The following is a 21,248-nucleotide window of genomic DNA, read 5'->3' as shown; positions in this document are numbered from 1 at the left end:
GGCTCAAGCCGGGCCCACTGGCCGTTCGTTAGATCACCACGTCCCACGACATGCGATCATCAACGAGCAAGATCCACTTTCGCAACAGGCCCTAGGCCGGGTCGCCCATGGTGGCCACCATGACGGCCTTGATGGTGTGCATCCGGTTCTCCGCCTCGTCGAAGACGACCGAGTGCGCGGACTCGAAGACCTCGTCCGAGACCTCGAGCTCGGTCAGGCCGTGCCGGGCGTGGATGTCGCGGCCTACGGCGGTACCGAGGTCGTGGAAGGCCGGGAGGCAGTGCAGGAACTTCACGTCCGGGTTGCCGGTGGCGCGGAGGACGTCCATCGTCACGGCGTACGGGCTGAGGGCGGCGATCCGCTCGTCCCAGACCTCCTTGGGCTCGCCCATGGAGACCCACACGTCGGTGGCGACGAAGTCGGCGCCGCGTACGCCCTCGGCGACGTCCTCGGTGAGGGTGATCTTCGCGCCGCTGGTCCCGGCGAGCCGGCGGGCCTCGGCGACGAACTCCTCGGCGGGCCAGTAGGCCTTGGGGGCCACGATGCGGACGTCCATGCCGAGCAGGGCGCCGGTGATCAGGTAGGAGTTGCCCATGTTGAAGCGGGCGTCGCCGAGGTAGGCGAAGGTCATGGCGTCGAGGGCCTTGTCGCTGTGCTCGGTCATGGTGAGGACGTCGGCGAGCATCTGCGTGGGGTGCCAGTCGTCGGTGAGCCCGTTGAAGACGGGCACCCCGGCGAACTCGGCCAGCTCCTCGACGGCGTCCTGGCTGTCGCCCCGGTACTCGATGCCGTCGAACATCCGGCCCAGCACGCGCGCGGTGTCCTTGACCGACTCCTTGTGCCCGATCTGGGAGCCGGAGGGGTCGAGGTAGGTGGTGGACGCACCCTGGTCGGCGGCGGCGACCTCGAAGGCGCAGCGGGTGCGGGTGGAGGTCTTCTCGAAGATCAGGGCGATGTTCCGGCCCCGCAGCCGCGGCACCTCCGTACCGGCCTTCTTCGCCGCCTTGAGCTCGGCGGCGAGCGCGACCAGACCGCGGAACTCCTCGGCGGTGAAGTCCAGCTCCTTGAGGAAGTGGCGGCCGGTGAGGTCGGTGGCCATGGGGTGCTCCTGGGATACGGTCGGGACGTCGGGGGACGAGGACGCTGGAAGTCTATACGCGATTTAGCATTCTTATACAGCCCCTCCCTCGCCCCCCGCCCTCGCCCTCCCCGCCCCGCGGTCGCCGGTCGTACGGCGTCACGGGGCCGGGGTCACACGGCGTCCCGCTCGACCGGGCAGCTCATGCATCGGGGCCCGCCCCTCCCCCGGCCGAGCTCGCTCCCCGGGATCTCGATCACCTCGATGCCCTGCTTGCGCAGATGCGTGTTGGTGGTCACGTTCCGCTCGTAGGCGACGACCACTCCCGGTTCGACGGCGAGGACGTTGCACCCGTCGTCCCACTGCTCCCGCTCCGCCGCGTGCACGTCCTGGGTGGCGGTCAGCACGCGGATGTCCTGGAGGCCGAGGGCGGCGGCGATGGCGCTGTGCATCTGCTCCGGCGGGTGGTCGGTCACCCGCAGGGACTGCCCTTCGTCGCCCGGCTCGATCGTGTACGAGCGGAGCATGCCGAGCCCCGCGTACTGGGTGAAGGTGTCCTGGTCCACCATCGTCATCACGGTGTCGAGGTGCATGAACGCGCGGCGCTTCGGCATGTCGAGCGCGATGATCGTGCGCGCGGAGCCGGCCGCGAACATGCCCCGGGCGAGCATCTCCACGGCCTGGGGCGTGGTGCGCTCGCTCATGCCGATGAGGACGGCACCGTTGCCGATGACGAGGACGTCGCCGCCCTCGATGGTCGAGGGATAGTCGGACTGCCCCTCCGACCAGTGGTGGAAGTTCCCCGCCTCCGAGCCGGTGAACAGGGGGTGGTGCTTGTAGATCGCCTCGAAGTGCACGGTCTCGCGCTGCCGGGCGGGCCAGCGCATGGCGTTGATGGACACCCCGTCGTAGATCCACGCGGAGGTGTCGCGGGTGAAGAGGTGGTTGGGCAGCGGACCGAGGACGAAGTCGTCCAGGTCCAGGGCGTGGAAGCGGACCGAGGTCGGCTCCCGGTGGCCTGCGAGGAACTCGCGCTTCGTCATCCCGCCGACGAGCGCCTCCACGAGTTCGGGGGCGGCGAGCCCGTCGAAGGCGGCGCGCAGGTGGTCGGTGGCGAGCGGGCCGTACTCCTTCTCGTCGAAGACCCGGTCGAGCACGAGTTCGCGTGCCGCCGGCAGTTCCAGGGCCTCGCGCAGGAGGTCCCCGAAGAGATGGACCTCGACGCCCCGGTCGCGCAGCACGTCCGCGAACCCGTCGTGCTCCTGGCGGGCCCGGCGCACCCACAGCACGTCGTCGAAGAGGAGGGCGTCCTTGTTGGACGGGGTGAGCCGCTTCAGCTCCAGATCGGGTCGGTGCAGGATGACGCGGCGCAGCCGCCCGGTCTCGGAATCGACATGGAATCCCATGCGCCCATCCTGACGGAGCGGGACGGCCCGCGCGTGGTACTCACGGTGTCAGAAGCGCCGCGAAGATGACGACGACGAGCGACACCAGGAGGAACAGGGCGCAACCGAGCACCGCGTAGGCGACCCGCCCGTCGCGGCGTTGCCGGGCGGAGGAGGTGTCCGGGTCGGGAGGACGGGGAGCCGCGGCGGGCGGGGGTGCCGGAGACGCCCGTGGGCCGGGCGGGCGTGCAGGGGGCGGGGAGGAGGTCCCGGGGGTGGAGGCCGGGGACGGCGGAACGGTGGGGTGCGGGACGAGCGGGTCCGGCGGGGTGAGGCGAACGTCGAGGACGAGGGTGCGCCAGACCGATTCGGGCAGCCCGGGGCGCTCGCCCGCCACGATCCGGCGGAACGCGGCCCGGGCCGCGGGATCCGGACTCGTACGGAAGCGGGCGAGCACGGCGGCCAGCCGTTCGGCCGGCCCCTCGCCCTCCTTCGCGCCGCCGAGCACAGGGCGGACGGCCCAGTCGTGCAGCTCCGCCGCCTCGGCGGCACGTTCGGCGGCGGGGACCCGGTCGTCGGGATGGGCGCGCCCGACGAAGTACTCCTCGGCGATCACGAGATCGCGCAGGTCCCTCCGGAGACCGTGGCCCCAGGCCGGGAAACGGCGGACGACCTCCTGGATCAGGACGGTGGTGACGAGGTGCGGGAGGCCGCGGTCCCGGAGCGCCAGGAGCAGCTCGCCGTCCGCCGCCCCGTGCGCGGCCTCCCGCAACTCCCCCGGGTCGTCCGCGCGTTGCAGCAGCACCTGCAGCCCGGTCTCCCGCCGCACGCCCCTGCGGCGCCCCCGGTATCTCCGCCGCGTCTCCACGGGCCCCGCCCAGGCGGCCCCCAGCACACCCCCCGCGCGCGGCCCGGCGGCCGCGTCGGACCACCGAGCGGCGCCCGCGTCGGACGACCGATGGAGGCCCGCCGTACCGGTCGACGGCGCGAGGCCGGGAGGCTCCGCGGCGGCTCCGAGCGACCGCGCGCCGACCGGGCGGCCCGCCCGGTCCGTGCCGGCGAGGTCCTCGGCGCCCGGCTCGGACGACGGATGGCCTCCCGGACCCGCCGGCCCCCGGCCCTCGGAGGAGGACACGAAGGGCCGCGGGCCGGACCGGCCCGGCGAGGCCGTGCCGTCGCCCGACGGCCAGGGGTCCGGGCTGTCCGGTGCGGGCTCGGACGACCGCCCGCTCCCCGGCCGCGCCGACCCGGCGGTACGCCACTGTCCGGCCGCGCCTGCGGCGCCGGGCCCGGTGTCCCCTGTCTCCGGTCCGCCGTGATCCGGTCCCGGCCCGTCGGCGGGCCTTCCCTCCGGGGCGGACCGCTCCTCCGGCGTCGACGCGCCGTCGGGAGCGAGCCGAGCCCCGTGGACCGGCGGAACCGCTGACACCGGCGCCCCCTCCGGGACCGGCGGAACGCCTGGGACGGGCTGAACTCCTGAGACCGGCGGGACCCCTGGGACGGGCAGAACCCTTGGGACGGGTGGGGCCTCCGGGGCCGAGGAGCCGCCAGGGGTCGAGGGGGCGCCAGGGGTCGAGGGGGCGCCAGGCGCCGAGGAGCCGCCAGGGGCCGAGGAAGCGCCAGATGCCGAGCGAGCCCCAGGCCCCGAGGAGCCGCCAGGTGCCGACGGACCCCCCGGGCCCTCCCCATCGTCCGGAGCCGGGGAAACAGGCGGAACCGGGGGGACAAGCGGAACCGTGGGAACCGGCGGAACAGGCGGAACAGGCGGAGCCCCCAGGGGCGCCGGACCGCCCGGTCCGGACGCCCCCGCCGTCCCCCCGTCCCCCGTCCCGCGCCGCCCGCCGAACGCGGCGTTCCCGCCGCCGCCCGCCGGATAGCGCCGGTCGAGACGCGTCACGGCCGCACGGGCCGTCATCATCAGCGGCGCCCCCGGGCGGGTCAGGGCGTGGCGGAGCGCGGCGCCGACGGCGTACTCGCGGTCGGCGCCCGCGGCCACGCCGCGGAGGTGGTGGTCGACCAGGCGGGCGGCCAGGGACTCCGCCTCGTCGCCCGCGCGTTCACGGGGGTCGGCGCGGTGGCGGTCGGTGTTGCTGCTGGCCGCGCCCGCCCAGCGGCCGACGAAGACGAAGCGGAGGGCGCGGAGTTCGGCCGTGTCGTGGGTGGCGAAGGTCCAGCGGAGGTCGGTCAGTTCACCGAACATGCTGTAGAGCCCCCACAGCACCGGCAGCGCCGTGTCGCCCCGCTCGTCGAGGAGCGTGAAGCGCCCCTCGGGGTGGCGCAGCAACTCCGCGACCGTGCCGGCGAGTTCCCCGGCGATGTCCGGGAGGCGTACGTCGAGCGCGTGCTGGCCCAGGCCCGCGGCCGGGATCAGCGCCTCCTCCCGCACCTCCGGCAGGTCTCCCCGTACCGCGGCGAGCGGCAGGTCCGAGCCCGCCCAGGTCCAGGCGTGCAGCCCCAGGCAGAGCGACGGGTCCAGGAGGTCGGAGGGGCCGACCAGGGCGTGGCAGATGGTGGAGGCCCCGCCGCCGGGGTCGGTCCAGGGGATGCGGCGGATCAGCATGGCCTCGGCGCGGCGCTGGAGCCGGATCAGGGCCGGCCGAGTCTCCTCGCCGCTGGCCCGCAGCACCGTCCCGGCGCTGCGGAAGAGCGCCTCCGCCTCGTCCCGCCCGCCGGACCAGGCCACCGGCCCGAAGCCGGTGGTGCCCGACGCGTTCCCGCTGTCCCAGCGGAACACGATCTGGTCGACCCGGTCGGCCGCGTCGTCGGTGGGCGTCATGGGTCACTCCCTTCCTCGAAGCAGCCCGCACGCGGCGAAGACGGACAGCAGCGGTGCCAGGACCCGCCGCGGCCGCACGCCGTGCGGGAAGCGGTCGCCGCGGGCCTGTCCGCCGGTCGCGGCGACGAAGTGCAGGGTGCAGCGGGCGCAGTCGTCGAAGGGCCGCAGCCAGGCGGCGCTCGCGTGCCGGTCCAGGAACGCGTAGGCGTCCCGGCTCTCGTCCTGCTCGGCCGCCGCGTCGTGACGGTCGGGCAGCGCCCGCCCCAGCCAGCGGTCCACGGCGGGGTCGAAGCGCACCAGATCGCTCTTGTTCACGGCGAGCGCGGCGGGTGCCATGACGAACCCGTCCCGGCGGGGCAGCCGGTTGAGGACGGTGGTGAACGCCTCGTCGCCGAGGTCCCGGCGCGGCAGCCCGTAGCGCTCGCGCACCGGGTCGAGGGCCGGCATCCGCAGGGCCCGCAGCGGGTCGACGACGAAGACGAAGGCGTCCACGCCGGTGAGGAAGCTCGTCACCTCCCCGTCCTGCGCGAGGTCCTCCCCCGCGAGGTCGAAGAAGACGACGGGCCGCGGGGTCCGGCCGGGCGCGGAGACGAGGAGTCCGTCGGCGAACCGGGCGAAGGTCTGCTGCCCGGTGCGCCCGAGCTGCCGCCCCTGCTGCAGGTTCTGCACGCGTTCGCGCAGATACGTGCGGTGCGCCTCCGGGTTGAGCGGCAGGCACTTGAGCCCGTACGGCTCCAGGCCGCCGAGCTCGACCTCGCCGAGCATGGCCGCCATCAGATGCGTCTTGCCGACGGCTGAGCTGCCGACGAAGGCGATGGACAGCGGCTCGCCGTTGGTGAGGTAGGGCACGGGCAGCTCGTGCGCCTCGTCGCCCTCGCCGGTGTGCGGGCAGAGGTGGTACGCGGTGCGCATCCGGTCCTGGCGGCGGCCGGGGCGGTGTTCGGCGGCCAGGTCGAGCGGGATGCGGTTGCCCTTGGCGTCGATGGTGACGAGCAGCCGCTCGTCGTACTCGACGGGCAGCAGGCAGTGCGGGCACAACCGGGCGCGTGACGGCGGCGGTTCGGCTGCGGCAGGTGCCGGTGTCCGCGGGGCGGGCGGCGGCGCCTCGCCGAAGAGCAGGGCGCGGAACCCCCGCCGGGGCGGCGCGGTGTCCGGTTCCGCTTCGGTCGTCTCCGCGCGCGCCGCCCGCAACGCGGCCCGCTTGCGGACGAGTTCGGAGTCGTAGCGGGCTCTCCCGGCGGCGAGCCGGTCGGCGTCACCGGCCGCGTGGGCGAGCGGATCGGTCAGCCGGAGCAGCCGCAGGAGGTCGGCCGGGGACGGCCGGGCGGCGGCCTCGGCGGCGAAGAGACCGCTCTGGGCGAGGGCGGCGAGCCGCCGGTAGTCACCCAGGTCCTCCGGCGGCCCGTCGGCCCGGTCGGTGCGGCCGGGCGGCCCGGGGTGGCCGGACAGCAGCAGGTAGGCGATCCGCGCGAGCGACCACAGGTCGTCACGACTGTCGGCGGCGCCGCGTCCGGCACGCTGTTCGGGCGAGGCCCAGGGGGCGGTGCCGAAGGGCTCGCGGGCCTCTCCGGCGCGCTGGGCCGCGTACGGCTCGCACAGCCGCACATGGCTGCCGTCCCAGCGTACGGTGTCGGGCGCGAGCGCCCGGTGGACGAAGCCGGCGTCCTCCAGGAGCCGCACGGCGAGCGCGAGTTGACCGACGATCCGTTGCTGCTCGTCCGCGCCGAGCCGGGTCAGGCACTCGGTCAGCGGGGTCCCCCCGGAACGCCGGTAGAGCACGAACGGCTCGGCGCCGTCGAGGTCGAAGCCCACGATCCGGGTGAACACCTCGGCGTACTTCTCGCCGCCGTAGCGCCGTTCGAGGGCGATGGCCGCGGCCACCTCCCGTTCGAGCAGGCCGTAAGCGTGCGGGTCGCCCTGGGCGGAGGGCGGCAGCCGGAACTGGACGACGGGCCGGCCCGCGCCCAGGCTGACCGGCCGCGTCCTCAGATGCGGCCGCCCCGGCGGGCGGGCGTCCTCGCCGTAGCGGACGGCGAAGCGGACCGGCTCCTCCCGCGCGGTGAGGAACTCCAGCTCCTCGTCGGGCCCCCGTTCCTCGGGAGGGCGGTCCTCGGGTCGGTCGGCGGTCGTCATGGGGCTCCCCCCTCCTCCGCCCTGACGGTGTGCACGACGTCGGACCGCAGGGGGACGAGCCGCAGGACGCCCGCGTGCCGGCCGCCCCCCGTCCACACCACGTCCTCCACGGCGCCCCGCCACATGTCGTCACCGGCGGTCCCCCGCCGCATGGTCTCGGGCACGAACCGCACCCGGCGCACCGCGCCCGGTTCGTTGGAGAGCAGCCGCAGGTGCTCGGGCCCGCACAGCGGAACGGTGAGGCCCGGCTCGTCGTCGGCGGCGAGCAGCCGCACGACGCCGTCGGGGGCGACGCCGATGAGCCGGGCCGCGTCGGGGCGTTCGCCGTGCTCCCGGCCGGGCGGCGGGGACGCGGCGGCGTCCCGCTCCAGGCGGGTGCGGACCTCGCCGAGCAGCGCGGTCATCGGTGCGTCCAGCGGGAGCCGGCCCGCGTTCCCCGGGTCGCGCTCGATGCCGGCCCAGCAGGTGTCGAGGATGCCCGTGACCCCTTCGACCAGGTCGGAGACCAGGGTGTCGACGAGGTCCGGTCCCCCGTCGCCGTACCGCCTCTCGAGCCACTCCGGCGCCGGTGCGGGGGGCGCGGGAGGGAAGACCGGGGCGGCCGGGGGCCGCGGGGGCGGGGCCGGAGCGGTCCGGCCGGGCTCCTCCCGGTCGGACCAGACGTCGTCGTCGGCGCCGTCCGTCCAGCCGTCCCAGTCCCAGCCGGCGTCCGCCGCGGGGCCGTCGCCCGCGGCGCCGGCACCGTGCGGCCCGCTCGCCGCGCCCCTGCCGAACGGGTCGGCGGGGGCGTACGGACCGGAGCCGCCGAGCGGGTGGGCATCGGGCGCGCCCGGCCCCGCGTACGCCTCCGCCGTCGCCGCGAGGCCGCGCAGCAGGCGGGCGACCGCGCCGGCGCCGTCCGAGCAGTGGTGGCGGACGTCGGCGAAGAGCCAGTCGTGGACGGCGGTCGTGACCACGAGGGCGTGGACCTCCTGGAGGGCGCGGCCGGCGTCCTCGGCGTCCAGCCGGTCCCACCAGTCGTCCACGGCCCGGTTCCAGTCACGCAGCGCGAGCAGCACGACCGCGGCGACGGCCAGGGCCAGGGCGGTCGCCGTCGCCCAGCGCGGCAGGCCGAGGGCCTCTCCGGCGCCGGCGCCGGCGAGGCCGCCGACGAGACCGCCGACGAGCCGCACCCCCCAGCCCGTACCGGCGCCGCCGTCCAGGCGTCCGTCGGGCGACCGGTTGGGCCGGCGCCTCAGCATCAGCAGGGCGAGGGCGGCCGCGAGGAGGCCCGTCGCCGGGCCGAGGACCCAGCCGGCGCCCGGCCACAGGCCTGCGAGCAGGGCGAGGACACCGGTCACGAGCGCGGCGCCGGACCGCGGGCCGCCGGCCAGGAACGGCTGCTGGGCGCCGAGCCGGTCGAGCCGCTCGGGCGCGCAGACGGCGTCGAGCTCGGCGAGGCGGGCGGCGCTGCCGGCGGGGGCGGTGCGGGCGGCGAGGGCCGCGAGCCGGGCGGCGACCGAGCGCAGCGGGAGACGGCCGGCGATCAGCTCGTGGGTGTGGTCGCGCAGGGCGGGGACGATGCCGGTGCGGGTGATCTCGCGGGGCATCTCGGGGAGCCGGATGCCCCGGTCGCCCAGGAGTCCGCGCTCCTCGGCGCTGGGCCGGGTGCCGCCCGCGACGGCGAAGGCGTCGGCGACGACACCGCGAAAGCCCCGCAGTTCCCGGGCGAGCCGCTCGACGGTGCCGGGCAGGTCGGCGTCCCGGCCCGCGCGGGTGAGCAGTCCCGCGGGCCCGCGCACCCGCGCGTGGCCGTCGCGGGCGTCCTCCAGGGCGTCCTCGCAGGCCCGGAGCCGGGTGCCGGCGCGGCCGCCGGCGGGCAGCCAGTCGTGCCCGGACAGCGAGCGCGGCACCGACTCGTCGAGCAGCAGGGCGAGTTCGCCGGGAACCTTGCCGACCGACCCGGCGGCCGGGACGTCGGGACCGGTCAGCGCCTCCACGGCCTGCCGCCAGGCCCTGGCCCGGGCCTCGTCGCTCAGGTCGTGCTCCAGGATCCGCACGGAGGGGACGGCGACGCCTCCGGCGACCCGGCCGAGGGCGCGCAGCACGGCGTCGAAGACCTCGGGGGCGGCGAGCACCTCCACCAGCGGACGCAGGGCTCCGGCGTCGGGCTCCTGGAAGCCGTCGAGCAGCCACAGCACGCCGGCCGCGGGTGGCCGCAGGGTCAGCGTGCGGCGCAGGGTCCGCTCCCCCGGGGCTCCGACGGCGAGGCACACGACGTGCGCGGGGCCGTAGGAGGAGAGGCGTTCGTGGAGGAGCTGGTGGCCGACGAGCCGGTCGGCGTCGTCGAGGACGAGGAAGCGGCGCTCGCCCGGGGGCTGCGGCGCGCCCAGGGCCCGGTGGACGGCGTCCTCGGGCGCCTGCCGGTCCCCGGGGGCGTACGCAGCGGCCCGCAGGTCGAGACAGACGGCGTGGCCCGGCAGGGGCCGGTCGGGCACGACGGGCCGGCTCACTCCTCCTCACCGTCCCGGTCCCACGGGTAGCCGCCGTCCACGGACTCCGGGGCGGGCTGCGACGCGCCGGGCCAGGGCGGCTGCTGCGGGGAGGGCTGCGGGTGCTGGTGGCCGGCGGCGTGCACGGGTCCCGCGGCCTGCACGGGCCCCGGCGCCGGAGCCGGGTTCGGCACGGGCGGGGGGGCGGGTGCGTGAGCGGGCGCCGGGGCCGGCGGGTGCGCGGACGGCTCGGCGGTGGAGGGGGCGTGCCGCTCGTAGAGGGCGCGCAGGGTGGGCCGGGTGGGCTTGCCCGGGCCCGCGAAGCGCAGATCGAGGGCCCCGGGAAGGGTGACCTCCCAGAAGTCGCGCAGCGGCGCCAGCCACTCGGCCTCCTCCCCGTACTCGGCGGCCACCTCGTCGAGGAGCACCCGCTGGCGCGGGGCGACCTTCTCGACGAAGTGCACGAAGAGCGGCGAGGGCGGCACCGGGGTGTGCGAGAGCCCCTTCGGCAGGGCCTGCATCAGCCGGCCGCAGAACTCCTCGATGATCTGGCCCTCGTCGAGCAGCGCCCACCGCTCGTACGCCCTGAGCAGACCCGCCCAGCTGGACAGCGCACCGTCGAAGTCCTCCAGGCGCAGCGACATCGTGGCGGACTCGCCCTCCTGCAGCCGGATGCGGACCCGGTGGGGCGAGTCGGCCGGACCGTCCGTGTGGATGTGCCCGTTCCACATCGCGCACAGGAGCCGGTGCATGATCCGCCGCCGGTCCTCCTCCGTGGAGACCAGCCAGTCGTCCTGGTGTCCGAGCCGCTGCCGCCAGTGCAGGAAGTCCTCCTGCCCGCCGGAGTCGCGCGCCTCGGCCCACTGGCTGAGGACGCTGCGGACCTCGGAGATGTCGGTGAGGTTCATACCGCTGCGGAAGAGGACGACGGTGATGGAGTCGGTGTCGACGGCCCGGTACTCCTGGGCGGCGCGCGGCGGCAGGTTCAGCTCCTGGCGCAGGTAGTCGGCCGCCCGGCCGTCGGACTCGCTCGCCGGATGCACGATGAGGATCTTCAGAGGGCCGCCGCCGTCCGGCGTGAAGCCGACCGGGAGGAGTCCGGCGAGCGCCGCGCGGAACTGCTCCAGCCAGCGGGCGTCGACCTTCGACTCGGCGGACTCGTCGCCGGACGCGGCCCGCAGCAGCAGTTCCATCGAGGGCAGCAGCGGGCGGGTGAACCGGTCGTCGTTGGCCTCGCCGAACAGCTTCTTCACCCGCCGCTCGACGACCTGCTTGATCTCCTTGACGGCGGCGCCGGGCGAGCGGCGCACCGCGTCGAGCGCGCTGCGCCACTCCTCGGGGCGGACCAGCCGTTCGAGGAGGCCGGCCGCGTCGGTGTTCTCGGGCAGGCCCTCGCTCTGGACGAGCCGGGCGAGGACGTCGTCGTAGAAGGCGCGCAGGCTGTTCTGCGGCGGCAGGAGGTAGGAGATGCCGGTGCGGTCGTCGCGGTAGAGCTCGCGGCGCCGGTCGGCGAAGGCCTTGCCCTCGTCCTGCTCGTGGGCGCGCAGCACCTTGGCGAACTCGCCCAGTTCGTACAGGGTCTTGTGGAGCGCGGGCCGCCACTGCGCCTCACCGGCCTGCCAGGCGCGGTGCCACAGCACCTTGGCCCGCCACTGGTACCACGCCTCCTGACGGGCCAGCACCTCCTGCACGTCCGGGTCGCCCCAGCGGGCCGCGACGATGCCCCCGACGGTGCGCCGGATGTGCGGGATGGCCGGGGCGGAGGTCTGCACGTCCGCGGGCCGCTCGGGGTCGTTGCGCCGGTTGTCGAGCATGCCGGCGAATCCGGCCGCGGCGACCCGGTCGGTGTGCCCGGGCATGCCCTTCAGAACGGCCTCGACACGGAACGGGCTCATGAGGCCGAGGAGTTCACGTGCGGCCGTGCCCGGCTTGAAGTCCTCGGTGAGCCGCGGAACGTCACGGCCGAGCTCCGCCTCCAGGCGTCGCAGCGCGTCCCCCATGTCGCCGATCCGGTTGCGCAGCTCCTGGGTGATGGCCTTGCCGCCCTTGGGAAGCTGCTCGGGCAGTGGCACGTCGGGCGCCTCACGGGCCCACAGCCGGCCGACACCGGAGCGGTTGAACATGTCCTGCACGAGGTGCTTGTCCTCCGGGGTGATCCGGCGCGCCTTCTCCCCGAGGCCGCGGACGGCCTGGGCGAGCAGCCGCGCGGCGACGATCTCGGCGAGGTCGTCGACCGGCACGGTGAGCGAGGCGGCGAGGCTGGTGGACATGCCGCGGTAGCCGATGCCGGTACGGGCCGGGGTGGAGCGCTCGACGCTCTTGTTGATGAAGCTGGCCGCGAAGGACTGGTAGTCGTCCTCGGCGCGCCCGGCGCCGCCCGTCTCCTCGCTGAGCTCGGTGCCGATGAGGGACATCACCATGGCGGTGATCGAGCGGCGCAGGTCCTCGGTGCCGATGACGGCCGGCTTGGAGAAGAGGAACGCCGTCTGCACCGTGGACGGGCGCAGGGCGACCACGCCGTCGCCGGGGTACTGGACGCTGATCCGGCCGCGCTGCTCCACGTCGCCGACATCGTCGAGCGCGTCGGGCACGTTCTGGTCGTCCACGAGCCGGGAGAGGTCCACGAGGGCGCGCGCGGCGTTGAGTTCGGCCTCGCGGCCGCCGCCCGCCTCGGGCGGGAAGGCGGAGGGCATGACGACCAGCGGGTAGATCTTGACGCCGGGCACCTTGCCCTTGCGGAACTCGTGCCCGATGAGGTGGATGAAGTCGTAGAAGATGCCCGCGCCGGTGCCGCCGGCGACGGAGAAGGCGACGAAGACGTCGCAACCGCGGATACGGCCCCCGCCGACCCGCTGGAGATCGCCGGCCGCGTTGCCTATCGCGCCGATGGCCTCGCGCAGCTGGCGCAGGACCGGGTCGAGGCCGGAACGCATGGTCGCGAACAGTGCCGCCCGGCCCACCGTGGGCAGCTGGCCGGCGCCGTTGTGGAGGGGCGCGACGCGCGGCTGGCGTGCCTGCGGCGGCAGCCACGTCCGGGTCTCCTCGTGCAGGGCGACCCGGAGCATGCGGGTCACCTCGGGCGAGGAGTCGTAGTCGGTGGGCAGCAGGTCCCGCACCATGCGGGAGGTGCGGGCGTAGGCGGCGCTCTCCGCGCCCTTGGCCCGGAACTGCGGCTGGCGCTGCAGCTCCGCCTCGCTGAAGTCCGCGTACACGAACTGCAGGCAGTCGGGCAGCTGGAAGGGCAGCCGCCGGCCGCCGTCGACGAGTTCGGTGCCGTCGGGACCGCACAGCTCGCGGCGCAGGCTGCGCTCCAGCTCGCTGCCGATGCGACCGCCGGTGCCGCCGAGGCCCACGAAGAGCATGGGCTGGTAGATCTTCATTGTCGTCTCCCCTGGGGACCCGAGGGCCCTTGGTTCGTTCGTGGGGCGTGGTGTGGGGTGCGGGAGGGTGGGAGGGGTGCGGGGCTGACCGGCCTCGCGCGGTACCGCCCGGACCCCTGCCCGGCGGACTGGCCGGGTCAGAAGTCCGGGTCCCAGCCGCCTCCTGACGTCGTGGTGGTGGGGGCGGGGGCGGACGGGTCGTCCGCGCCCGGGGCGGTACGGGGGCCCGGGGTCGTACGGCGGGGCAGGCGCGTGCGGGTGCGCGGGCCGCCCCGGCCGGGGCGGCCGCCGTCGCGGACCACGACCTCGCACTCCTCCAGCTCGACCGGCTCCCCGGCCCGTATCGGCGCCTCACGGCCCCGGTGCGGCCGGAAGTGGAGGTCGCCCGAGCCGGTCCTGCGCAGCCGGTGCGCAGCCGCGGCGCCGCGGGCCCGGCGCAGGGTGGGCGCGGCGCCGCGCGGCTCCTCGACGCTGAAGAGGAACTCGCCGCCCGCGCTCTGGCCGGTGCGCACGGTCAGGGTGTCCAGGATCCGTCCGTCCTTGCGGAGTTCGATCGTGACCCCGGCCAGGTCCTGACGCCGCCGGCGCGCGGCGAGCCGGATCCCGACGACCGCCGCGGCCGCGAGGAGCACGAGGGCGCCGGCGACGGCGTAGGTCCCCCAGAGGTCCCACCAGGTGGGCGGTGCCTCGACGAGGACGTCGAGGAAGGAGGTGTCGAGGACGCGGTCCCCCCGGGTGGTGTCCACGACCGTGAGCAGGCCGCCGAGTTCGCCGAGCGGGGTGTCCGGCGGGAGGGTGAGGGTGAACTCCGCGCGGGTGGCGGGTCCGGGCTCGGCCACGACCGTGGCGGGTGCGATGACCGGTGCGGAGCCCGGCGCCCCGGACGCCTTCTGCGGCTTCTGCCCGCCTTGCCCGGCCTGCTCGGCCTGTTGGCCGCCGAGTCCGAGCCGGAGGGTGTGCGGGGCGCCGTCGTTGTTGGTGATGTCAAGGTATCCGCGCACGGTGTCGCCGGGGTGGACGGTGACCCGTTCGACGGAGATCTGCGCGCTGAGCGGCGGGGTGCCCTCGGTGACGGCGGTGTGGAACGGACGCCGGTCGGAGGTGACGCCCGGAGCGGCCATCTCGGTGACGATCTCCAGCTCGCCCGTGGCCCCGGCCGGCACCGTGAGCGTGCCGGTGAAGCGGACGTCGCCGGCCCTGCGGTCGGGGGCCTGCCCGTCGTCGGTGAGACGGATGCTCACCGGGGGGAAGCCGGCGCCGGACAGCCGGGCGCCGACGGAGACGCCGGCCAGCTGGCGCGGGTCGGAGATGACGACTCCGCGCCGGGTCTGCATCCGCACCTCGACCACGGCCTGCTGGCCGGGGCGCGGGGCGACGGGGTCGAGGAGCACGGCGGAGCTCAGCCGGCCCTGCCAGATCGCGCGGACGGCGACCTCGCGGTCCTGGTGTCCTTCCGGGGCCTCGATGTGCACCCGCCAGCGGCCGGGCAGCGGGTTCTTGACGCGCAGCGCCTCCACGGGCCCGTCCTCGCCGCTGACTTCGAAGGTGGAGCCGTCGAAGTCGCCGTGCGTCGGCATCTTGCGCTTCTGCGGGTCGTAGTAGGTGACCCGCACCTTCGGGTCGTGCTTGCTCACGGTGAGGGAGCCGTCGGTGGCGATGGCCGGGATCGTGACGTACAGGTCGGCGGGCGGCTTGCCGACGGTGCCCTCGGAGACCCGGGCGCAGCGGGCGGCGGCGAAGGTCTCCTGGAGCGCCTTGTCGATCCCGGCCGAGCCGGCGACGACCCGCATCCGGGGAACGGAACCGGGCACGTCGGAACACGCGCCGCGATAGCCGCCGTCGGCCATCGCGGTGAGCGCGGCCCGGTCGATCTCGTCCCCGAATCCGAGCGGCCAGATCTGCACGCCCGCCTCACGGGCGCGGGCCAGCTCCTCTTCGAGGCGCTTCTCGCCGTTGGCCCGGCGGCTCGCCGGGTCGGCCCCGTACTCGGGGCTGTCGGCGACGTCCAGCCGCCCGTCGGTGAGGAGGAAGACCACCTTGGGGGTCTTCGCGGCCCGGGCGCCGGCCGCGCCCGAGCCCGCATCGCCTTCCGTGCCGTCGGTGCTCCCGCTGTTCCCGGTGCTCCCGCTGCTACCGGCGCTCCCGGTGCCGTCGGAGTTCCCGGTGCTACCGGCGCTCCCGGTGCCGTCGGTGCTCCCGCTGCCTCCGGTGCCTCCGGTGCCTCCGGTGTTCTCGTCGTTCTCGGTGAGGCGGGCGACGGCCTGGCGGATCGCCGCCGGGAAGTCGGTGCCGGGGCCGACCCGCCGGTCGCGGCTCGCGAGCTGCTTGACGCAGTCGCTGAGGCGCTGGCGGCCCGCCGCGTCCACGACGGTCCGCGGACACACCTCGCGCACCGGCGACTGGCCGGGCTTCTCCGAGCTGCCGAAGCCGATCACGGCGGCCCGGGACCGCTCGGAGATCTCGCCCTGGCTGAGCAGCGCCGCGGCCTCGGTCTCCCGGGCCAGGTCCTCGTCGGCGAGGCTCTCCGACTGGTCCACGACGACGGCGAAGTCGATCGGGTCGGCGCCCTCGGCCGCCGGGACGGCGGGCGCCGCCTGGTGCGCCCGGGCCGCGGCGGGAGGGCCGCCGAGCGGTCCGGACAGGGCGAGCAGCGCTCCGGCGAGGAGCAGCGCGCCCCTGCGGCGGCTGCGCCGCCCGGTCAGCATCACGGTCACGTGCATGGTCGACTCACCACAGTTCGCTGAAGAGGGCCAGAAGGGCGCCGAGCGCGAGGGCGGCGACGCCGAGTCGCAGCCAGCGGTACTTGGCGGCGAGGACGACCCCGTGGACGCTCGCCTGTTCCAGGAGCCAGCCGGTGAGGTCCGCGCCGGAGGACTCCAGCCGGGCCCGCAGTCGCGCCGCCGAGGTGCCGGAGGTCAGCTCGCGCAGGAGCGTGCGCTCGGCGCCGGGGCGGGTGCGGGGCAGGACGACGGAGACCAGCATCACGACCCCGGCGGTCCACAGGACGCCGGCCACGACGAGCACGACGAGGCCGCCGCCGGACGGGAGCGGTCCCTGGTCCCGCGAGAAGACCACGGCGAGGAAGGCGAGGGCGCCGGACAGCAGGATCGCCGCCTTGGTGTCGGCCCTTCCGATGTCGTCCCGGACGCCGGTGAGCAGCTGTTCGGCCATCCGCCGCATCTCTGCGGCGTCGGGCGCCGGCAGGAGGCCGGGGGCGTTCTCCCGGGCGGGAAGGGCTTCCGGGTCGCACGGGGGTTCGGTGGCCGGGGTGGGGACACCGGTCGGCTGCGGGGTGCTCATTCGTCGTCCCAGTCGTCGAACTCGGCGCTCGGACGGGAACGCCGGGGAGTGTCGTACGGATCGTGCGGGGGGTGCTCGGCGCGCGGGGGCGGTGGCCGGTCGTCGATCCCCTCGTCGAACGGGCCATCGAACCGGCCGTCGAACGGGCCGTCGTCGTGGCGCTCCTCGCTCCGGTCGGCGGACCGCTCGTCGAAGCGGTCCGCCGGGTCTTCGCGCTCGAAGGAGGCCTGGACGCGGGTGGGTTCGTAGACCCGGGGGTCCGGTGCCGCGTGTGCCGTCTGCGGCTCGGGCTCGTCGTCCCAGTGGGGCGCGGTGGGCTCGGGAAGGGCGCGTTCCACGGCCCGCCGGCCGGTGCGGTGCGCGGGGTCGAGGACCTGCCCGGCGACACCGCCGATGATGGCTCCCGTGCTGCTGCGCAGGTGCTGGATGATCTGGTACGCCTGCTCGTCGACCTCGTGGCGTTCGAGCACCCCGGAGTCGAGCAGCCGGTTGAAGACGGCGAGGAGGTCGGCCTGGCCCTCGCGCCGCTCCCGCTGCAGCTGGGTGCGGATCTCCCACTCCTGGTCGGGGTTGCGGGCCATGTGGTGGGCGATCTGGGCCAGGTCGCCGCGGCGGAACATGGCCTCCAGCTCGTCGGCGCGGGCCGCGATCCGCTTCCGCTCCCACTGCTCCCTGCGCAGCTCCGCCTCGGCCTCGCGGGCGTCGGCGCGGCTGGTCACGTCGACCAGGTCGGCGCGGGCGACCTCTCCCCTGATCTGCTCGTCGAGGTCGAAGAACACGTAGACCTGGGTGCGCAGGCCGATCTCCCGGCCGACCACGAGCCGCCCGGTGGCCAGCTCGTCCCGTACGGCCTCGTCGGCACGCTGGGCCTCGGTGAGCCGGAAGCGCCGGGAGAGCGAGCGCAGGCCGTCGAGCAGGTCGTCGTGGAGCAGCTCCGCGACGTTCCACACCTGCTCCCTGACCACGAGGTGCGGGTCCTCGACCGTCCACTGCACCCGGACGCGCGCGTTGAAGGTGGCCCCGTCCCCGGCGGCGGGCAGCTGGAGCGTGAACTCGGTGACGTTCCGGCCCAGCTGGACCTCGAAGACGGTGTACGGGGAGCCGAGCAGCGGCTTGTTGGTGTCCTCGTTGCGGTCGGGCCACATGATCCGGTGGCCGCCGTTGCGGTAGAGCAGGACGGCCGCGATCAGCCCGCTGGTGCGGCGGTACGGTGGCGGGCACTCGCGCAGCAGCGGTCCGAGCGGCCCGTTGCCGGCGCTCTTGCCGGCGCCCCTGCCACCCCCGGCCTGCTGCGGCCGCCCCTGCTGTCGCGGCGCACCCGCTCGGGCCCGACCGCCCTGACCGCCGCGCGCGGGCTGACCGCCCCCGCCGCCGCGGGCGGCCTGGCCGCGCTGCTCCGGTCCGCCCTGGTTCGGCGCGTTCATCGCTTCGCTCCTTCCGCTACGGCGTCCCACATGCGGCGCGCCGCGTTCTTGTCCAGGGGGCGGTCCCGGTCCCGTACGAGCGCGTTGAGCAGTCCGCGGAGGCGGTCGCGGTCGCGGCGCTCGACCGCGAGCAGGGGCAGCAGGGCGCAGACCCGGTCGAGGGCGGTGGCGTCCTTGGCGGCGCGCCGCAGCAGGCTGCCGAGGCCGTCGAGGGCGGCCTCGCCGGCGCGCGCGGTGTTGAGGCTGTGGCGCAGCAGGGCGCCGAGCGCGGGGGCGAGGTCGGGCCGGGTGGCGAGCAGGGCGACCAGCAGCGGGCGGGCGGCGTGCTCGTCGAGTTCGGGAACGTCACGCAGGCCCCACAGATAGGTGGTGCGGGTGGTCAGGGTCCTGATCACGGCCATGTGCACGACGTTGGCCAGGTTGAGCCGCCCGTCGGCGAGCCAGCGCTCCAGCCGCCGTACGACGGGCTCGGGGTCGCCCGAGGCGAGCAGCCGGGCGACGCTGAAGGACGCGGGCACGAGAAGGGCGGCGTCGGCGGCGTCGTGCGCGCGGACCGCCCGGGCGATCGCGTCGAGCGAGCCGCGCACCCCGCCGGCGGCCAGCAGGTACCCGTGGGTGAGCAGGGCGGTCTCCAGGAGGTTGCCGTCGCCGGAGCCGGCCCAGTCCTTGACGGTGGCGGCGACGGCGGGCCGGACGGCGGGATCGCGGGCGGCCTCGGCGAGGGCGGTCGCGGCCGCCATCCGGGCCACCGGTTCGTCCGTCCCCGCGAGGGGGGCGACGAGTTCGCGGTAGCCGTGGATCCAGTCCCAGGAGCAGAGCACCCCGGCCGCGATGGAGGCGCGGACCCACACCTCGGGGCGGGGGTCGTCGCACAGGGCGCGCAGCCACCGGGCCACCGGGCCGCGGACGTTGTGGTAGCCGTGCCAGACCTCGCCGAGCACGGCGGTGGCGAGCGCGTCCCCCTGGAAGCGCACGGCGCGCACGGGCACCCTGACCGGTCCGAGGTCGAGCTCGGTGTCCTCCAGGACGGACCGGGCGAGCACCGGGCGGTGCTCGGCGTGGGTGCCGAACAGGCGGCGTCCGGCGGGGTGTCCGGGATCGAGGGTGACGGCGAACTCCCAGGTGAGGAGCTCGGCCGCCTCGGTGACGATGCTGTACGCGGAGCGGTTGAAGACGGCCACGGCGATGCGGAACGCGGCGGCGCCGAGCAACGGGAGCGCCTCGGGGAGCGTCCCCGGCCGGTCGGCGCCCGCGAACCACTGCCGGGCCTGGACGCGCGCGAGGTCGGCGCACTCCTCCAGCAGCCGGTCGTCGTCGAGTTCGCCGCGCTGCCGCTCCGCGAGGTGCTCGGCGAGACGGGCGGCCTCGCGCGGCCTGAGCTCCTCCAGGCCGAGGGCGGCGACCACGTCGGGGCGGCCCGCGAGGGCCCGGGCCCCGGCGAGCAGTTCCCCGGACCCGCCGCGCAGCAGCAGCCGCAGGTGGCGGTGCAGGACCTCGTCGGCGGGCGGCGGCGCGCAGTACATCCCGTACCGGCCGCGCAGCAGCCGGTCCGCGAGGTCGCCGTTCCCCACGACGACCACGGCGTACGCGTCGATCCCCCCGAGCAGGTCGGCGAAGCGGTCGAGGTGCAGCTCGGAGAGGCGCACCGGGGGGCGGCGGGCGGGGTCGGTGCGTTCGCCCCGTGAGGGGCGCGACTCGCTCTCGGTGCGGACCTCCTCCGCGAGGTGTTCGAGCAGGTGTCCCGCCTTCTCGTGGAGGGCGTCCGCGGTGATCTCGTCGACGCCGTGCCGCGGGTCGAGCCGGAACACCCGGCGCCGGGCGACCTCGGAGAGCAGCGCGAGCGCGGTGGCCTTGCGGCCGCTGCCCGGCTCGCCGCAGAGCACGAGGACCCGGTGGCTGCGCAGCCGTTCCTTCATGCGCTGGTAGCCGGCGGTCTCGCAGTACACGTCGTCGAGGTGGTCGAGGGTCTCGCCCGGGACGGTGCCCTGGACGAAGTGGGTGCGGTCGCCGATCTGGAAGTGGAGGCGGTCGCCGTAGTGGACATAGGCGTCCCGGCCCGCGGAGGTGCGGTGGTCGCCCGGCCGGGGCACCGCGAGCGACCGGCGCGCGGCCCGCGCCGTGCCCGCGCCGCCGGTCGTGCCCGCGCCGCCGAGGGGGCTGCGCCCGGCGCTGTCGAACGGGCTGGGCTCACGCGGCTGTTCACCCGCGGCGCCGTCTCCGCTGCTGCCCGCGGCCCCGCCCGGGGAGCCCGTACCGGAGCCCGACCCGGATCCGGATCCGGACCCGGAGGCGCCCTGGCCCCCGCCGTTGTCCCCGCCCGCGCCGCCCTGCGGGGAGTCGCCCCTGGGCTCCGGGTCGGCGGCTCCCCCGCCGCCGTGGTCGAGGTCGTCGTCGCTCATGCCGGGACCTCCGTCTCGTCGTCCCCGTCACGAAGGTCTCCGCCGTGCCCCGCCCCAGGGTCTTGTGCTCGCTCGTCCCCGGGGTCGTTGCGGATGCCGGTGAAGCGGCCGTGGAAGGTGTTGCCCTCGATCACCTGGATGTCGCGGCCCGCCGTGTACGACCGGTTGCCCGCGGGCGCCCTGGGCGGTGAGCCGTCCCCCCGCGACGGCCCACCGCCGGTCCTTGGGTCGCCACCCCGGCGTTCCGGTCCCGCGGGGCGTGCCGCCCCGGGACCCATCGGCGGCTCGGGAAGCCCGGGTACGTGGAACCAGGCGTCCTCGTCGGTCTCCTTGGAGACGACGCCGGCCCGCCGGTAGCGGTCGGGCTCGATGTAACGCCCGCCCTCGACGACCACGTTCCGGTAGAGCCAGTCGGACACCACGATCAGCAGGTCGACGTCCGGTGCGTCCGCCATGACGCGCTTGGCGGGGGCGCTGTCGCACAGCCGGCAGGCGAGGTCGACGGCCCGGCCGACGAGACCGCGGCCGTCGTCGAGGACGAGCCCGGCGTTCATGCCGACGCGCATCCGCAAGCGTCCGCGCCGGCCCGCGTTGTGCGCGCGCAGGCTCTCGTGGAGGGTGTCGATCCAGCGTCCGACCATGAGGGCGGGCGGCACGTCCGGGCGGAGCGCGGCGAGGATGCCGTCGCCCCGGTCCTCCTGGTGGACGGTGCCGGGCTCGATGCCCACGGAGGCGTACGCCTCTCCGAAGGCCTCGTACATGGCGGCGCGGGTCAGCCGCTTCTCGTCCATGCCGAGCCGTCCGGAGCCGACGACGTCGCCGAAGACGACGAGCCGGTGGAGTGCACCGGCACTCGCCCCCTCGTGCGCTTCCGCGTTCGCTCCCGTAGTGCTCACTCGGAC

General features: G+C 75.7%; 11 protein-coding genes. All 11 read right to left on the bottom strand.

All coding sequences use genetic code 11. The annotated features are described in order from the left end of the window. Window positions 1-91: 91 nt before the first annotated feature. Window positions 92-1,099 carry an ornithine carbamoyltransferase gene (gene argF / locus ACGF1Z_RS27495; protein WP_393008459.1) on the bottom strand — a complete coding sequence of 336 codons (1,008 nt, stop codon included), beginning with the start codon at window positions 1,097-1,099 and terminating at the stop codon, window positions 92-94. Between the two features lie 152 nt (window positions 1,100-1,251). After that, window positions 1,252-2,484, bottom strand: coding sequence for an arginine deiminase (locus ACGF1Z_RS27490; RefSeq protein ID WP_393008457.1), 1,233 nt, complete (start codon window positions 2,482-2,484; stop codon window positions 1,252-1,254). A 40-nt stretch (window positions 2,485-2,524) separates the two neighbouring features. Further along, window positions 2,525-5,239, bottom strand: coding sequence for a hypothetical protein (locus ACGF1Z_RS27485; RefSeq protein WP_393008455.1), 2,715 nt, complete (start codon window positions 5,237-5,239; stop codon window positions 2,525-2,527). 3 nt (window positions 5,240-5,242) lie between these two features. Then, window positions 5,243-7,372: a hypothetical protein gene (locus ACGF1Z_RS27480; protein WP_393008453.1), complete on the bottom strand. Its 2,130-nt coding sequence runs from the start codon at window positions 7,370-7,372 to the stop codon at window positions 5,243-5,245. Further along, complete coding sequence (locus ACGF1Z_RS27475; RefSeq protein ID WP_393008451.1) at window positions 7,369-9,864, bottom strand: hypothetical protein; 2,496 nt, start codon at window positions 9,862-9,864, stop codon at window positions 7,369-7,371. The genes ACGF1Z_RS27480 and ACGF1Z_RS27475 overlap by 4 nt, the downstream gene beginning before the upstream one ends. Further along, window positions 9,861-13,223, bottom strand: coding sequence for a tubulin-like doman-containing protein (locus ACGF1Z_RS27470; protein WP_393008449.1), 3,363 nt, complete (start codon window positions 13,221-13,223; stop codon window positions 9,861-9,863). Before ACGF1Z_RS27470 ends, ACGF1Z_RS27475 begins: the two co-directional genes overlap by 4 nt. A gap of 137 nt (window positions 13,224-13,360) precedes the next feature. Next, entirely contained in the window at window positions 13,361-15,943 is a 2,583-nt protein-coding gene (locus tag ACGF1Z_RS27465; protein WP_393008447.1) for a VWA domain-containing protein, read from the bottom strand. Window positions 15,944-15,950: 7 nt separating this feature from the next. After that, the gene (locus tag ACGF1Z_RS27460; protein WP_393008445.1) at window positions 15,951-16,523 is read right to left on the bottom strand and encodes a Pycsar system effector family protein; all 573 of its coding nucleotides are present in this window, start codon (window positions 16,521-16,523) and stop codon (window positions 15,951-15,953) included. Then, a complete protein-coding gene (locus ACGF1Z_RS27455; RefSeq protein WP_393008443.1) occupies window positions 16,520-17,947 on the bottom strand; it encodes a hypothetical protein in 1,428 nt (475 codons plus the stop codon). Before ACGF1Z_RS27455 ends, ACGF1Z_RS27460 begins: the two co-directional genes overlap by 4 nt. Beyond that, on the bottom strand, window positions 17,944-20,346 hold the full coding sequence (locus ACGF1Z_RS27450) for a hypothetical protein (RefSeq protein ID WP_393008441.1): 2,403 nt from the start codon (window positions 20,344-20,346) through the stop codon (window positions 17,944-17,946). Before ACGF1Z_RS27450 ends, ACGF1Z_RS27455 begins: the two co-directional genes overlap by 4 nt. Next, window positions 20,343-21,242: a hypothetical protein gene (locus ACGF1Z_RS27445; protein WP_393008439.1), complete on the bottom strand. Its 900-nt coding sequence runs from the start codon at window positions 21,240-21,242 to the stop codon at window positions 20,343-20,345. Before ACGF1Z_RS27445 ends, ACGF1Z_RS27450 begins: the two co-directional genes overlap by 4 nt. Window positions 21,243-21,248: the final 6 nt, after the last annotated feature.

Origin of the sequence: Streptomyces sp. NPDC048018, assembly GCF_043202995.1 — a bacterium.
Taxonomy (GTDB): domain Bacteria; phylum Actinomycetota; class Actinomycetes; order Streptomycetales; family Streptomycetaceae; genus Streptomyces.
Note: the sequence above shows the minus strand (reverse complement) of the source record. Positions and strands in the feature narration are given on the sequence as shown.